A 15,540-nucleotide genomic window follows, 5' to 3' on the forward strand; every position below is an offset into this window, starting at 1 on the left:
TCGTTCACCCGAATCCGGTCACGTTGCCCCCTGCCCAACCAGCTCCGGGCCGCTCCCATTCCCCCCGTGCGAGGATTCGACCAAAACCGCGATCACGCACGAAGGAGTGCAGGTGCCCGGAGAGAATCTGTCCCGTGACGAGGCCCGCGAACGGGCCGAGCTGCTGTCCGTCGACGCGTACGAGGTGTCCCTCGACCTGAGGTCGGCGGTGGACGAGGCCGAACCGGCGGACGCCCCGCGGACCTTCCGGTCGGTGACGACGATCCGCTTCCGGGCCGCGACCGCGGACGGCTCGACGTTCGCCGACCTGATCGCCCCGTCGGTGAACAGGATCACCCTGAACGGGCGCGAACTGGACCCGGCCGCCGTCTTCGACGGCTCGCGGATCGCCCTGGACGGCCTCGCCGCCGAGAACGTCCTGGTGGTCGACGCGAACTGCGCCTACAGCCGCACCGGCGAGGGCATGCACCGCTTCGTGGACCCGGAGGACGGCGAGGTCTACCTGTACACCCAGTACGAGCCGGCCGACGCCCGGCGGGTGTACGCCAACTTCGAGCAGCCGGACTTGAAGGCGCCCTACCGCTTCGAGGTCACCGCGCCCGAGGGCTGGCAGGTGTGGAGCAACGGGGTCGAGGAGTCCCGGGAGGGGCAGACCCGCCGCTTCGCCGAGACCGAGCCGATCTCCACGTACATCACCTGCGTGGTGGCGGGCCCGTACCACTACGTCACGGACACCTACACGCGCGGGGACCTGACGATCCCGCTCGGCGCGATGTGCCGCAAGGGCCTGGCGAAGCACTTCGACGCGGACGACGTCTTCCTCGTCACGAAGCAGGGCTTCGACCTGTTCCACGAGCTGTTCGACTACCCGTACCCGTTCGGCAAGTACGACCAGGCCTTCGTGCCGGAGTACAACCTGGGCGCGATGGAGAACCCGGGCATGGTGACCTTCCGGGAGGAGTACATCTTCCGCGGGAAGGTCACGCAGGCCTCCTACGAGCGGCGCGCGAACGTCATCCTGCACGAGATGGCGCACATGTGGTTCGGCGACCTGGTCACCATGAAGTGGTGGGACGACCTGTGGCTCAAGGAGTCCTTCGCCGACTTCATGGGCTCGTTCGGGCTGGTCGAGGCGACCCGGTTCGACCAGGCATGGGTGACCTTCGCCAACAACCGCAAGGCGTGGGCCTACCGGGCCGACCAGCTGCCCTCCACCCACCCGATCACGGCCGACATCCCCGACCTGGAGGCCGCGAAGCTGAACTTCGACGGCATCACCTACGCCAAGGGCGCGGCGGTGCTCAAGCAGCTCGTCGCGTACGTCGGGCGGGAGGCGTTCCTGGAGGGCGCGCGGCGCTACTTCAAGGCGAACGCCTACGGGAACACCACCCTCGGCGACCTGCTGTCGGTGCTCGGGGAGGTCTCGGGCCGGGACATGGCCGAGTGGTCGCGGGCGTGGCTGCAGACGGCCGGCGTGAACGCGCTGGCGCCGGTGGTGACCTACGGCCCGGACGGCCGGATCGACGAGCTCGCGGTGGTCCAGGAGGGGGACGAGCTGCGCCCGCACCGCGTCGCGGTGGGCCTGTACCGGCTGGAGGACGGCGCCCTGGTGCGGTACGCGCGGACCGAGGCGGACGTCGCCGGGGCGCGGACGACGGTGGCCGAACTGGCCGGGCAGGAGCGGCCCGACCTGATCCTGGTCAACGACGACGACCTCACCTACTGCAAGATCCGCTTCGACGAGGGGTCGCTGGCGACGCTGCGCACCCACCTGGGCGGCGTACGGGACCCCCTCGCCCGGGCGCTGTGCTGGTCGGCGCTGTGGAACCTGACGCGCGACGCCCTGATGCCGGCCCGCGACTTCGTCTCGCTGGTCCTGGCCCACTCGGGCCGGGAGAGCGACCTGGGGGTGCTCCAGATGCTGCACCACCAGGCGTTGACGGCCGTCACCCACTACGCGGCGCCCGAGTGGCGCGAGCAGGGCGGGCGGGTGCTGTCGGCGGTCGCGTTGCAGGAGCTGCGCTTCTCGGAGCCCGCGTCCGAGCACCAGCTGATCTGGGCCCGGTTCTTCGCGGCGGGTGCCACCACCGAGGGCGACTTCCAGCTGCTGCTGGGGCTGCTCGACGGTTCGGCGCAGATCGACGGGCTGGAGGTCGACCAGGAGCTGCGCTGGGACTTCCTGCTGCCGCTGACCGCGCACGGGGCGGTGGACGAGGGCCTCCTGGCCGCGGAGCTGGCGCGTGACGACACGGCGTCGGGCCGCCGCCACCACGTGCGGTGCCTGGCGGCCCGGCCGTCGGCGGCGGTGAAGGACCAGGCGTGGGCGGCGGTGGTGGAATCGGACGCGCTGTCGAACGCGCTGGTCGAGGCCACGATCGCGGGGATGCAGCAGTCTTCGCAGCGGGCCCTGCTGGCGCCTTACACCGAGCGGTACTTCGAGGCGATCGAGCGGGTGTGGGCACAGCGGTCGATCCAGATCGGCATGGACGTGGTGAAGGGCCTCTACCCTGCCCTCCAGGACTCGCGGGCCACGCTGGAGGCCACGGACGCGTGGCTGGCCGCGCACGAGTCGGCGCCGCCGGCGCTGCGGCGGCTGGTGGTGGAGTCTCGTGACGACCTGGCCCGCGCGCTGCGCGCCCAGGCGTGTGACGCGGGCGCCGCCGACGGCGCTGCGACCGCCGGATAGTCGCCCCAAGCGCTTCTCGCCCGGCTGCGCCAGGCCCGGCCCAGGCGTCGGACACCGGACGTCGGCGCCGGTGACCAGGCGGTCCGGGCGAGAAGCGAACGGCGGTATCGGCTTTCGAACGGCCGTACTTTAGTGCGGGCTTGTCCCGATTTGTCGACGGGAACGTAACAGGGGTTAGCGGGCCCCCGCCGTGCGGGAATCTCCGCCGCATGAACCACAACGCGCCCCTCCCCCTCACCCACCTCACCGGCAGCCGGCCCCGCGTGCTCACCCTCGCGCAGCTCCGCGAGCACGGCGTCAGCGCCTCCGACGCCGCCGGCCGGGCCTGGCAGCAGATCCTGCCGGGGGTGTTCCTGCTCCACCCCGGCCCCCCGACCAGCGAGGAGCGGCTGCACGCCGCCCTGCTGTACGCCGGGCGCCGCACCGCCGACGAAACCATGATCACCGGGCTCGCCGCCCTCGCCCTGTACCGGTTCGGCGCGGCCCCCGCGCTCACGGCGCTCGCGCACATCGACGTACTCGTCTCGAACACCCGTCGGCTGCGCTCCACCGGCGGCGTCCGCATCATCCGCACGCACACCCCGCCCCGGCCGACGCAGGTGACCGGCCTGCCCGTCGCGCCGGTCGCCCGCGCCGTCGCCGACGCCGTCGCCCGGCTCTCCGACGCGGGTACCGTACGCCGCCTGCTGAGCGAGGCCGTCCGCGCGGGGCACTGCGAACCGGCGGCCGTCGTGCGGGAGCTGACGGTGGCCCGGCTGCTGGACCGGCCGCACGTGGTCGACGCCGTCGAGTCCCTGCTCGCCGAGGGCCGGGCCATCGCCGAGGACCGGCTGTACCAGCTCGTACGGGGGTACGAGCTCCCGGAGCCGGTCTGGAACGTGGACCTGCGGCTGCCCGGTGGCCCCCACCTCGGCGGGGTCGACGCATACTGGCCCGAGCAAGCCGTCGCCGTCGAGATCGACACCCGCGCTCCCCGCCAGGGCGAGGACGAGCAGTGGTCGGAGACCGTCCGCAAGCGGGACGCCCTGGAGCGGCTCGGGGTGACCGTCATCCACATCACCCCGCGCAAGCTGCGCGACTGGCCCGAGCAGCAGGCCGCGGTCGTCCGGACCGCGTTGACGGCTTCGGTCGACCGGGAGCCCGCCGCCTACCTGGTGGTCCTGCCCCGGTGAGGGGCGCCCGGGAGGCCCGGGTTCGCCGGGGAGTACTCCGGGGCGCTCCAGCGCAGCCGCCCCGGATGCAGGCTCTGCACCACCGCCTCCACCCGGAACCGGACCTCGCGGCCCCCGTCGGCTCCGAACTCGGTCCGGGCCCGCCCGCTCAGCTGGAGCAGCCCGCCGCCCTCCCAGTCGGGGAAGAGGAGTCCGGCCCGCTCGTCGAGCGCGAGGTTGCCCAGGGTCAGGAACATCGCGTTGCCCGGATAGTCCGGCCAGCGCAGTTCGGTGGGCGAGAGCACCTCCACGAAGCCCGGCATCCCGCCCCGGTGGCTCGCGTCGGCCCCGCCCGCCTCCGCCGTGGTGGAGATGAAGAAGGTGTCGGCGCCGCGCACGGCCCGCTCCTGGTCCGGGGTGAGCGACGCGGAGCGCCGTACGGTTCCGGGACCCTCGGCGACCAGCTCCAGCGGCTGCCGCTTCTGCAGGTACTTCGGGCAGTTGGAGAAGACCTCCTCCGCCGCCACCGCGAAGCCGCCGGGCGTCACGGCGAGGGTGCCGTTGAGCCGCATCCGGCGCCGGGTGCGCGGGTCGAGGGCGATGGTGCCGACCCGGGTGCCGGCGGCGGCCAGCGCCCCGGCGAGCGGGTCCCCGTCCGGCAGGCCCCCGCGGACCGCGATCCGGTCCGGCCCGGTGGCCCGGACGAAGCCCGGCGGACCGGTGAGCAGCGAGGCCCACAGCCGTCCCGCGCCGTCGGCGGCGCCGACGACGAGGTGGGGCTGGAGGGCGAGGAAGGCGGCCGCCACGTCCCGGATGCCGGGTCCGATCGAGCGGCCGACGTGCTCGGCGAGCGTACGGACGCCGACCCGCTCCTGGATGGCCAGGGAGCCCTGGTGGTACCGGTCCATGACGGCCCTCACTTCCCCGTTCCTTAGAAGAAACCGCAGGTGGGAGCGGATTCGACGGGTGCGGGAGCACCCTCGGCGCCGGTCGGCACGGAGATCTCCAGGCGGGTGCCGTCCGGGTCGTGGAAGAAGATCCCGCCCGAGGCCGCGCCCTCGCGGTGGGCGACGACGCCCTCGTAGGCGAAGTCGACGCCCAGGCCGCGCAGCCGCTCCTCGTACGCCCGCACTTCCTCGATCGCTCCGGCGGAGAAGGCGAGGTGGTGCAGTCCGGCCGCCCGCGGGGCGTACGGGTCGTCCGCCTGCTGCCAGAGGGTGAGGACGAGCTCGCCGTCCCGGCCCAGGAAGGCGAAGCGGCGCCCGTCCTCCTTGCCCTCGCCGAGCAGACCGAAGCCCAGGGCGTCGCGGTAGAAGGCGAGCGAGCGCTCCAGGTCGGTGACGTTGAGGCCCACGTGCCCGGTGCGGAGGGCGGCGGTGGTGGTGGTCATGAGGGTTCCCTTCCCGAGGATGTCCGACGTTCGGATCTAACCTCCTAGGGCGACGTTAGGGGTTAGATCCCGGTGCGTCAACCGGTCACGTACCCTTGAGGGGTTAGCGGTGCGAGGAGGCGGACATGACGGCAGTACCGACGACGGACCCCCGTCCGCTCACCGGGGAGCCGCTCGCCCTCGACCTGGTGAACACGCGCTGGATGCCGAACGGGGAGCCCGCCGACCTCTTCGCCGGGGCCTTCGGGCTGAGCCGCCTCGAAGGGCTGGGCCTCTGGCTCGAGAGCACGGGCCTGGCCCCCCGCTTCCGCGCCGACAAGTCGACCCTGGTCCACCTGCTGACCGCGCGCGAGGCGCTGGCCCGCGCCGTCGCGGACCCGGCCGACGCCGACGCCCGCGAACTGATCGACGCCGTACTGGAGCACGGCCGCATCCGGGCCACGCTCACCGCCGAAGGACCGGGCGAGCGGGCCGAGTTCGACGACCCGGCCTGGGGGCCGGCCTGGCTCGCGGCCCGCGACTACCTGGGCCTGCTGGGGTCCGCGCCGGACCGGATCCGCAAGTGCGCCTCACAGACGTGCGTGCTGCACTTCCACGACACCTCGCGCAACGGCACCCGGCGCTGGTGCTCGATGGCCGTCTGCGGCAACCGCGCCAAGGCCTCGCGCCACTACGCGCGCACGCGCGAGCGCTGAACGGTCGGAATCTGTCACACCTCGGGTGAGACCAGACCCTGACAGACCCCTGCCACACGGCCTGTAAGTCGATAAATCCACTACCTGACCGGCACAAGTCGCCCCGGCTTGCCCCGAGTTGTTCCCGATGGCGGAAACCCCACCCTGGCGGGTGTCCGCCATGTCAGGTCTCGGTCAATGACATGTCTCCCCAAACAGTGGTCACTTGCGCAAGGCTGACCGGTCATCCGGCACCGAAATCCGGACCGTATCTTTCACTTAGCCAGGGATGCTGATGACCCTCGAATCCCCCAGCTCCACAACCGGGGCAATACCGGCCTCCAGGCGCGTCGCCCGCGTCGCGGCGGCCGCAGGCCTGGTGGCCGCGCTCTGCGCGTCCGGGGCGATGCCCGTCTTCGCCGCGACGGGAGCCACTGACCCCGGCGCCCCGACGGCGGTCAAGTCCGCGGACCAGAAGCTCGGTTCGTCCGACGCCGAACTGCTCCAGGACGCCAAGGCCAAGGGTGACGCGACCGTCACCGTCATGGTGGCCACCGCGCCGGGTCAGACCAAGCAGGTCGCCGACCAGCTGGGTGCCGTACAGGGCGCTTCGGTGGGCCAGACGAACGACAAGCTCGGCTACGTGCGCGCCACGATCCCCACCGGCAAGGCCGAGGCCGCGCTGAAGGAAGCCGGCAAGCTGTCCTCCGTCCACGCCATGGACCTCAAGCACGAGATCCAGCTGTCGGACCCGAGGCCGGACTCGGGCAAGGACGCCGGCGCGAGCAAGAAGACCGCGGCCGAGACCTACCCGGGGCCGGGCAAGGACACGCCGGCGAAGAACCCGTACAACCCGTCCTTCGAGACGGGCGCGGTCGACTTCGTCGCCAAGAACCCGCAGGCCGACGGCCGCGGCGTGACCATCGGCATCCTGGACTCCGGCGTCGACCTCGGCCACCCCGCGCTCCAGAAGACCACCACCGGCGAGCGCAAGATCGTCGACTGGGTCACCGCGACCGACCCGATCACGGACAACGACGCCACCTGGCGCGCCCAGATCACCCCGGTCACGGCCACGGGCGGGACCTTCACCGCGGGCGGCCAGAGCTGGAAGGCCCCGGAGGGCTCGTACCAGTGGAGCCGCTTCAGCGAGTCGATCACCGCCACCGGTGACGAGAAGGGCGACGTCAACCGGGACGGTGACACCACCGACCGGTTCGGCATGCTCTACGACGCCGCCGCCGGCACCGTCCGCGTCGACACCGACCAGGACGGCGACTTCACGAACAACGAGCCGATGAAGCCGTACAAGGACGGCTACCAGATCGGTTACTTCGGCACGGACAACCCGGCGACCGACGTCGCCGAGCGGATCCCGTTCGTGATCCAGATCCGCAAGGACGTCCCGATGGACCCGCTGGGTGGTGACTGGGTCGGCAAGAAGGCCGACTTCGTCAACATCGGCATCATCGAGTCCGAGCACGGCACGCACGTCGCGGGCATCACCGCCGCCAACAGCCTCTTCGGCGGCAAGATGAACGGCGAGGCGCCCGGCGCCAAGATCGTCTCCTCGCGCGCCTGCTCCTGGTCCGGCGGCTGCACCAACGTCGCGCTGACCGAGGGCATGATCGACCTGGTCGCCAACCGCGGCGTGGACATCGTCAACATGTCCATCGGCGGTCTGCCGGCGCTCAACGACGGCAACAACGCGCGCGCCGAGCTCTACAAGAACCTGATCGACACCTACGGCGTCCAGCTGGTCATCTCGGCCGGCAACGAGGGCCCGGGCGTCAACACGATCGGCGACCCCGGTCTCGCGGACAAGGTCATCTCCGTGGGCGCCGCGGTCTCCAAGGAGACCTGGGCCGCCAACTACGGCTCCGGCGTGACCAAGAAGTACAACATGTTCCCCTTCTCCTCGCGCGGTCCGCGTGAGGACGGCGGCATGACGCCGACCCTCACCGCCCCCGGTGCGGCCATCAACACCACGCAGACCTGGCTGCCCGGCTCCCCGGTGAAGGAGGCCGGCTACACCCTGCCGGCCGGTTACTCCATGCTCCAGGGCACCTCGATGTCCTCGCCGCAGGCGACGGGCGCCAGCGCCCTGCTCCTCTCAGCGGCCAAGCAGCAGCACGTCGCGGTGACCCCGGCGAGCCTGCGCGTGGCGCTCACCAGCACCGCGAAGAAGATCGACGACGTCCCGGCGCACGCCCAGGGCGCGGGTCTGATCAACATCGTCGACGCGTGGGAGTCCCTCCAGCGCGGCGCGAAGGCCAACGAGTTCAGCGTCAAGGCCCCGGTCGACACCGCGATCGACCAGTTCCTCAAGACCCCGGGCTTCGGCACCGGCCTCTACGACCGCGAGGGCGGCCTGAAGGTCGGCCAGAAGAAGGTCTACGACGTCGTCGTCACCCGCACCACGGGCGTCAAGTACGGCACCCGGCACAACCTGAGCTGGCGCAACAACGACGGGACCTTCAAGGTCGTCGGCGGCTACGACTACGTCACCCTGCCGCTGAACAAGCCCGTCACCATCAAGGTCGAGGCCAACGTCAAGTCGGCCGGCGTGCACAGCGGCATCCTGCAGCTGGACGACGAGACCACCGAGGGCATCGACAAGCAGATCATGACCACGGTCGTGGCCTCGGCCCCGCTGGCGAAGCCGTCGTTCGCGCTGTCGGACACCTCCTCGGTGCAGCGCAACAGCCACAAGTCGTACTTCGTGACCGTCCCGCAGGGCGCCAAGACCCTCGAGGTCGCCCTCGGCGGCCTCGCGGCCGGCAGCCAGACGCGCTTCATCTCGATCCACCCGTACGGCACGGGCGTCGAGGACAGCGCGACGACGCAGTGTTACCCGAACTACGACAACCCGGCGAACAAGTGCCGCCCCGACCTGCGCTCCTACGCCGACCCGACCCCGGGCGTCTGGGAGATCGAGGTCGAGTCGCGCCGTACGTCGCCGCTGCTCGACAACCCGTACAAGCTGGACGTCTCGGTCCTCGGCGCCACCTTCGACCCCGCGGTCAAGGTGCTCCCCGAGGTCAAGCAGGGCACCCCGGCGCCCGTCCAGTGGAGCATCAAGAACGACGCCGCGGCCATCAGCGGCGGCAAGCTCCAGGGCGGCCCGCTCGGCTCCGCGAAGGTCGCCAAGCCGACCATCGCCGCCGGTGAGACCCAGACCACCGAGGTCACCGTCGGCGAGGGCGTCTCGCGCCTCGACGTCGCGATCGGCAAGGTCTCCGACGCCGCCGCCGACCTCGACCTCGAGGTCTACAAGGACGGCGTCAAGGTCGGCTCCTCCGCCGACGGCGACTCCGAGGAGGCCGTGAGCCTGCTCAACCCGGCCGCGGGCACCTACAGCATCAAGGTGATCGGCTACGCCGTCCCGTCCGGCAGCACCACGTACGACTACCGCGACGTGTACTTCTCGACCGCCCTGGGCTCCGTCCAGGTCGACGAGGCCGCCGCGGTGAACCTCGCCAACGGCGCCAGCGCGCAGGTCTCGGCGAACGTCCTGGTCAGCAGCGCGGCCCCCGAGGGCCGGCAGTTCTTCGGCCAGGTCCAGCTGCTGAACGGCCGCGGTACCGCCGCGGGCACCGGCAGCGTGCAGATCGACAAGGTCCTGCCGTAGTACGTACGACACCGGAGGGGCGGCGCTCGACCGAGCGCCGCCCCTTCGGGCGTTCCCGGCGCCGATACCGCCGCTGACCAGGTGAAACGGGGTCCAGGGCGAGCCGGCGGCGGGGTTGTGACGGATCCGGCACGGTGTTCACACGCGGGAGATCGTCCGCACCTCGGACAATGGATTGGACAAGGCTCGTAGGACCGAACGCATGATGGCCTTACGCGCGCCCGCGTCGAACGCAACACATGAGGGAGTCACCGTGAGGGTCGGAATCGTCGGAGCCACCGGACAGGTCGGCGGAGTCATGCGCGGCATCCTCGCCGAGCGGAAGTTCCCGGTGGACGAGCTGCGGCTGTTCGCCTCGGCCCGTTCGGCCGGTTCGACCCTGGAGTGGGAGGGCCGCGAGATCACCATCGAGGACGCCTCCACGGCCGACTACTCCGGCCTGGACATCGTGCTCTTCTCCGCTGGTGGCGCCACCTCCAAGGCCCTCGCGGAGAAGGTCGCCTCGCAGGGCGCCGTCGTGATCGACAACTCCTCGGCCTGGCGTCGTGACCCCGAGGTCCCGCTGGTCGTCTCCGAGGTGAACCCGCACGCGATCAAGAACCGCCCCAAGGGCATCATCGCCAACCCGAACTGCACCACCATGGCCGCCATGCCGGTCCTGCGCCCGCTGCACGACGAGGCCGGCCTGAAGGCGATGGTCGCCACCACCTACCAGGCCGTGTCGGGCTCGGGCCTGGCCGGTGTCGCCGAGCTCAAGGGCCAGGCCTGCGCGGTCTCCGAGGCCGCCGACCAGCTGACCTTCGACGGCGGCGCGGTGGACTTCCCGGAGCCGGCCGTCTACAAGCGGCCGATCGCGTACAACGTGGTCCCGCTCGCGGGCAACCTGGTCGACGACGGCTCCTTCGAGACCGACGAGGAGCAGAAGCTCCGCAACGAGTCCCGCAAGATCCTGGAGATCCCGGAGCTCAAGGTCTCCGGCACCTGTGTGCGCGTGCCGGTCTTCTCGGGCCACTCGCTCCAGGTCAACGTCCGCTTCGAGCGTCCGCTGAGTGTGGAGCGCGCCTACGAGCTGCTCGCGGACGCCCCGGGCGTCGAGCTCTCCGAGATCCCGACCCCCCTCCAGGCGGCGGGCAAGGACGCCTCGTACGTCGGCCGCATCCGCGTCGACGAGACGACGGAGAACGGCCTCGCGCTGTTCCTCTCCAACGACAACCTCCGCAAGGGCGCCGCGCTGAACGCGGTCCAGATCGCGGAGCTCGTCGCCGACGAACTGCGTCAGGGCTGATCACGCCGATCGCCGGTCGGCCCGACCCGCAACCGCCGAAGGGGCGGCGCCCGCGCCGGCGCCGCCCCTTCGGCGTGCGAAGACGTCCGGGGCGGTGGCCGGGAGGGCGCCCGGGGGGCGGCGGTGCCCGACCCTGTTCGCCCGTGGATTACTCGGGCGCGCCGGCGCGGGGCCGCGTGGAAGGATGGGGCGGCAACGTCACCATCAAAGGAGATGACCGCGTGCCTGGCACGAATCTCACCCGTGAAGAGGCTCAGCAGCGGGCGAAGCTGCTCACCGTCGACTCGTACGAGATCGAACTCGATCTCGGCGGTGCGCAGGAGGGGGGCACCTACCGGTCCGTGACCACCGTGCGCTTCCAGTCGGCCGAGGCGGGCGCCGCGACCTTCATCGACCTCGTCGCGCCGTCCGTGCACGAGGTCGTCCTGAACGGCGAGACCCTCGACGTGGCCGCCGTCTTCCGGGATTCCCGGATCGCGCTGGAGCACCTGGCCGCGGGGGACAACGAGCTCCGCGTCGTCGCGGACTGCGCCTACACCAACACCGGCGAGGGCCTGCACCGGTTCGTCGACCCGGTCGACGAGCAGGCGTACCTGTACACCCAGTTCGAGGTGCCGGACGCGCGGCGGGTCTTCGCCAGCTTCGAGCAGCCCGACTTGAAGGCCACCTTCCGGTTCACGGTGACGGCCCCCGAGGGCTGGACGGTCATCTCGAACTCCCCGACGCCCGCTCCCGAGGACGTCAAGGACAACGTCTGGCGCTTCGAGCCGACCCCGCGCATCTCGACGTACATCACCGCGCTGATCGCCGGCCCGTACCACGCGGTGCACAGCTCCTACGAGGGCAAGGACGGGCAGTCCGTGCCGCTCGGCATCTACTGCCGGCCCTCCCTCGCGGAGTTCCTCGACGCCGACGCGATCTTCGAGGTGACGCGGCAGGGCTTCGACTGGTTCCAGGAGAAGTTCGCGTACGACTACCCGTTCGCCAAGTACGACCAGCTCTTCGTGCCCGAGTTCAACGCGGGTGCGATGGAGAACGCGGGCGCCGTCACCATCCGCGACCAGTACGTCTTCCGCTCGAAGGTGACGGACGCGGCGTACGAGGTGCGCGCGGAGACGATCCTGCACGAGCTGGCGCACATGTGGTTCGGCGACCTGGTCACCATGGAGTGGTGGAACGACCTGTGGCTGAACGAGTCGTTCGCCACCTACACCTCGATCGCCTGCCAGGCCTACGCCGAGGGCTCGAAGTGGCCGCACGCCTGGACCACCTTCGCCAACTCGATGAAGACCTGGGCGTACCGGCAGGACCAGCTGCCGTCCACGCACCCGATCATGGCCGACATCCGTGACCTGGACGACGTCCTCGTCAACTTCGACGGGATCACGTACGCCAAGGGCGCCTCGGTGCTCAAGCAGCTCGTCGCCTACGTCGGCATGGACGCCTTCTTCAAGGGCGTGCAGGCGTACTTCAAGGCGCACGCCTTCGGCAACACGCGCCTGTCCGATCTGCTGGGCGCCCTGGAGGAGACCTCGGGCCGCGACCTGACCGCCTGGTCGAAGGCGTGGCTGGAGACCGCCGGCATCAACGTCCTGCGCCCGGAGATCGAGACGGACGCGCAGGGCGTCATCACGGCCTTCGGCGTCCGCCAGGAGGCCCCGGCACTGCCGGCGGGCGCCAAGGGCGAGCCCGTGCTGCGCCCGCACCGCATCGCGATCGGCCTGTACGACCTGCGGGACGGTCTGCTGACCCGCACGGACCGGATCGAACTGGACATCGACGGCGGTCTGACGCAGGTACCCGAGCTGGTGGGCCGCGCCCGTCCGGCCGTGGTGCTGCTGAACGACGACGACCTCTCGTACGCGAAGGTCCGCCTGGACGAGGTGTCCCTCGCCAACGTCACCGCCCACCTGGGCGACTTCACCGAGTCGCTGCCGCGCGCGCTGTGCTGGGCCTCGGCCTGGGACATGACCCGCGACGGCGAGCTGGCGACCCGCGACTACCTCTCCCTCGTCCTGTCGGGCATCGGCAAGGAGTCGGACATCGGCGTCGTGCAGTCGCTGCACCGCCAGGTGAAGCTGGCACTCGACCTCTACGCCGACCCGGCGTGGCGCGAGCAGGGCCTCGCCACCTGGACCGAGGCGACGCTGGAGCACCTGCGGGCGGCGGCGCCGGGCAGCGACCACCAGCTGGCGTGGGCCCGTGCATTCGCGGCGACGGCCCGGACCGAGGGGCAGCTGACGTACCTGTCGGCGCTGCTGGACGGCTCGGCGGAGATCGAGGGCCTGGTGGTCGACACCGAGCTGCGCTGGGCGTTCCTGGAGCGGCTGGTGGCGACGGGCGTGGCCGGCGAGGCGGCGATCGAGGCCGAGCTGGAGCGGGACGCCACGGCGGCGGGCCAGCGCCACGCGGCCACCGCCCGGGCGGCGCGCCCCACGGCGGAGGCCAAGGCGCAGGCCTGGGCATCGGTCGTGGAGTCGGGCGACCTGCCGAACGCCGTGCAGGAGGCGGTGATCGGCGGCTTCGTCCAGTCCGACCAGGCCGAGCTGCTGGCCCCGTACACGGAGAAGTACTTCGCGTCGGTCAAGGAGGTCTGGGACACCCGGAGCCACGAGATCGCGCAGCAGGTCGCGGTGGGGCTGTACCCGTCCCTCCAGGTCTCGCGCGCGACGCTGGACGCGACGGACGCGTGGCTGGCCTCGGCCGAGCCGAACGCGGGTCTGCGCCGTCTGGTGTCGGAGGCGCGCGCGGGTGTCGAGCGTGCCCTCAAGGCCCGGGCGGCGGACGCGGCAGCCGCGTCCTGAGCCCCGTGTGCCCCGGCCCGCTCCGGCGGCCGGGGCACACCTGCGTCTGCTCAAGCGGTGGCGCGCGCCGCGGCCGCGTCGCGCAGTGCCTCCAGGACGGGGGCCAGCGCCGGGGCCGACTCGGCTCCGCTGCGGGTGGCCGCGATGACGTGGCGGGCCGGGCGGTCGTGGGCCAGCACCCGTACGGCGGTGCCCGAGGCGCGTCCGGTCACCATGCGGGGTACGAGGGCCACCCCCATGCCCGCTTCGACCATGGCCAGGATCGCGCTCCAGCCGGACGCCGAGTGGGCCTGCTCCGGGACGAACCCGGCCGCCTCGCAGGCGGAACGGGTGATCTGCGACCAGGGGCCGCTGCCCCCGTAGATCCACCGGTCCCCCGACAGGTCGGCGAGCCGCACGGTCACGGCGGCGGCCAGGGGGTGGTCCGGCGGGAGCGCCACGTCCAGCGGGTCCTCCAGCAGCGTGACCCGGGTGAAGCGGGGGTCGCGGGCGGTCGGCGCGTGGGCCGCGAGGGACAGCGCGAGGTCGACGACCCCGGCGGAGAGCAGCTCGTAGGATTCGGCGGCCTCGGTCTCCCGCACCCGCACCTCCACCCCGGGCCGGGTCCGGCGCAGGGCGGCGACGGCCGGCACCACCAGGGCGGGCACGGCGGTGGAGAAGGCGCCGATCCGTACCTCGCCCACCTCCCCGGACAGGTACCCGGCGAGTTCGGCGTCGGCCCGTTCCAGCTGGGCGAAGACGGCCTCGGCGTGCCGCAGGACCAGGTGGGCGGCGTCCGTGAGCCGTACCCGCCGCCCCTGGGCCTCCAGCAGCACCACCCCCAGCTGCCGGCCCAGGTTCGTCAGCTGCTGCGAAACGGCCGAGGGCGTCATGTGCAGCGCCCCGGCCGTCGCGGTCACGGTTCCCCGGTCGGCCAGCGTCCGCAGGATCCGCAGCTTCTTGATGTCCCACTCGGTCATGGGCCCGAACCTACCGGCGGGCACTCCCCAGCCCCACGCCCACGAGGATCAGCGCCATGCACAGCAGTTGCGCCGGGCCGGTCCGTTCGCCCAGCAGCAGCAGTCCGAGGCCGGCGACGCAGACCGGCTGGAGGTAGTAGACGACTCCGGCGCGGGCCGCGCCGATGAGGGAGATCGCCTTGTTCCAGGCGAAGAAGGCGACGGCGGAGGACATCACGCCGACGTAGAGCAGCATGCCGCCGGCGGCCGGGGTGAGCCGGAAGCCGCCCTGGACGGTGAGGGACACGGCGTAGACGGGCGCCAGCATGAGGGCGCCGAGCACGAAGGTGGTGAGCAGGAAGGCCAGGCCGCCCAGTTCGGCGGGCTTGCGCTTGAGCAGGGCGCTGTAGGTGGCGAAGGACAGGGCGGCGGCGAACATCCACAGGTCGCCTGCGGTGAAGTCGAAGCCGAGCGAGCCGTCCCCGACCAGGAGCAGTACCCCGAAGGCGGCGAGCAGCATCCCGAAGACGCGGCGGGCCCCGAGCCGTTCGCCGCCGAGGCGGGCGTAGAGGGCCATGACGACCGGCGAGGCCGCCATGATCATGCCCATGTTGGAGGCGGAGGTGGTCAGGCCCGCCTGGTGCACGAGGGTGTTGTAGAGGGTGACGCCGAAGAGGGTGGCGAGGGCGATGTAGCGCAGGTGGCGCCGGATCAGTGCCCGCTGCTGCCAGGCCTGGCGGGCGGCGAGGGGGGTGACCGCGAGGGCGGCTATGACCCAGCGCCAGAAGACGGCCTGGACGGGCGGTACGGTCTCGGCCATTCCGCGGGTGGCGACGAAGCTGCCGGACCAGACGACCGTCGCGACCAGGGCCAGGAGCACGCCGAGGCCGGCGGCTCCCTTCCTCCCCGTGCCGGTGGACTGCGGTGCTGCTGGTGCGACGGTGCGGTTGCGGTCCAGGACGGCCACTGGGTGTCTCCCCC

10 protein-coding genes are annotated in these 15,540 nt (G+C 71.8%); 6 read left to right on the forward strand and 4 right to left on the reverse strand.

The annotated features are described in order from the left end of the window. Window positions 1-112 precede the first annotated feature (112 nt). Both pepN (OHA81_RS11645) and OHA81_RS11650 read left to right on the forward strand, forming a co-directional pair. Entirely contained in the window at window positions 113-2,686 is a 2,574-nt protein-coding gene (gene pepN, locus OHA81_RS11645) for an aminopeptidase N (protein ID WP_329195271.1), read from the forward strand. A 209-nt stretch (window positions 2,687-2,895) separates the two neighbouring features. Then, window positions 2,896-3,858: a hypothetical protein gene (locus tag OHA81_RS11650; protein ID WP_329195273.1), complete on the forward strand. Its 963-nt coding sequence runs from the start codon at window positions 2,896-2,898 to the stop codon at window positions 3,856-3,858. On the opposite strand, the gene OHA81_RS11655 is transcribed toward OHA81_RS11650, so the two are convergent. Together OHA81_RS11655 and OHA81_RS11660 are read right to left on the reverse strand one after the other, a co-directional pair. Then, complete coding sequence (locus OHA81_RS11655; protein WP_329202183.1) at window positions 3,834-4,745, reverse strand: pyridoxamine 5'-phosphate oxidase family protein; 912 nt, start codon at window positions 4,743-4,745, stop codon at window positions 3,834-3,836. The genes OHA81_RS11650 and OHA81_RS11655 overlap by 25 nt on opposite strands. Before the next feature lie 23 nt (window positions 4,746-4,768). Further along, window positions 4,769-5,227, reverse strand: a complete 459-nt coding sequence (locus OHA81_RS11660) for a VOC family protein (protein WP_329195275.1) — start codon at window positions 5,225-5,227, stop codon at window positions 4,769-4,771. Window positions 5,228-5,352: 125 nt separating this feature from the next. Here OHA81_RS11660 and OHA81_RS11665 point away from each other — a divergent pair, with 125 nt between their 5' ends. The 4 genes from OHA81_RS11665 (at window position 5,353) to pepN (OHA81_RS11680) (ending at window position 13,621) form a co-directional block, all read left to right on the forward strand. Beyond that, on the forward strand, window positions 5,353-5,922 hold the full coding sequence (locus OHA81_RS11665; RefSeq protein WP_329195277.1) for a CGNR zinc finger domain-containing protein: 570 nt from the start codon (window positions 5,353-5,355) through the stop codon (window positions 5,920-5,922). Between the two features lie 274 nt (window positions 5,923-6,196). Beyond that, window positions 6,197-9,532 carry a S8 family serine peptidase gene (locus tag OHA81_RS11670; RefSeq protein ID WP_329195279.1) on the forward strand — a complete coding sequence of 1,112 codons (3,336 nt, stop codon included), beginning with the start codon at window positions 6,197-6,199 and terminating at the stop codon, window positions 9,530-9,532. Between the two features lie 253 nt (window positions 9,533-9,785). Beyond that, window positions 9,786-10,817, forward strand: coding sequence for an aspartate-semialdehyde dehydrogenase (locus tag OHA81_RS11675; RefSeq protein WP_329195281.1), 1,032 nt, complete (start codon window positions 9,786-9,788; stop codon window positions 10,815-10,817). A gap of 221 nt (window positions 10,818-11,038) precedes the next feature. After that, window positions 11,039-13,621: an aminopeptidase N gene (pepN, locus tag OHA81_RS11680; RefSeq protein WP_329195283.1), complete on the forward strand. Its 2,583-nt coding sequence runs from the start codon at window positions 11,039-11,041 to the stop codon at window positions 13,619-13,621. Between the two features lie 50 nt (window positions 13,622-13,671). On the opposite strand, the gene OHA81_RS11685 is transcribed toward pepN (OHA81_RS11680), so the two are convergent. Both OHA81_RS11685 and OHA81_RS11690 read right to left on the reverse strand, forming a co-directional pair. Further along, a complete protein-coding gene (locus OHA81_RS11685; RefSeq protein WP_329195285.1) occupies window positions 13,672-14,580 on the reverse strand; it encodes a LysR family transcriptional regulator in 909 nt (302 codons plus the stop codon). A gap of 10 nt (window positions 14,581-14,590) precedes the next feature. Then, a complete protein-coding gene (locus OHA81_RS11690; protein WP_443056505.1) occupies window positions 14,591-15,526 on the reverse strand; it encodes a DMT family transporter in 936 nt (311 codons plus the stop codon). Window positions 15,527-15,540: the final 14 nt, after the last annotated feature.

The organism is Streptomyces sp. NBC_00667 (assembly GCF_036226825.1).
Lineage (GTDB): Bacteria > Actinomycetota > Actinomycetes > Streptomycetales > Streptomycetaceae > Streptomyces.

Bases quoted from the DNA above. Each gene is read 5' to 3' on its own strand.
- OHA81_RS11670 (WP_329195279.1), top strand. From the start codon at position 6,197: ATGACCCTCGAATCCCCCAGCTCCACAACCGGGGCAATACCGGCCTCC.
- OHA81_RS11655 (WP_329202183.1), bottom strand. From the start codon at position 4,745: ATGGACCGGTACCACCAGGGCTCCCTGGCCATCCAGGAGCGGGTCGGC.
- OHA81_RS11650 (WP_329195273.1), top strand. From the start codon at position 2,896: ATGAACCACAACGCGCCCCTCCCCCTCACCCACCTCACCGGCAGCCGG.
- OHA81_RS11665 (WP_329195277.1), top strand. From the start codon at position 5,353: ATGACGGCAGTACCGACGACGGACCCCCGTCCGCTCACCGGGGAGCCG.
- OHA81_RS11660 (WP_329195275.1), bottom strand. From the start codon at position 5,227: ATGACCACCACCACCGCCGCCCTCCGCACCGGGCACGTGGGCCTCAAC.
- OHA81_RS11685 (WP_329195285.1), bottom strand. From the start codon at position 14,580: ATGACCGAGTGGGACATCAAGAAGCTGCGGATCCTGCGGACGCTGGCC.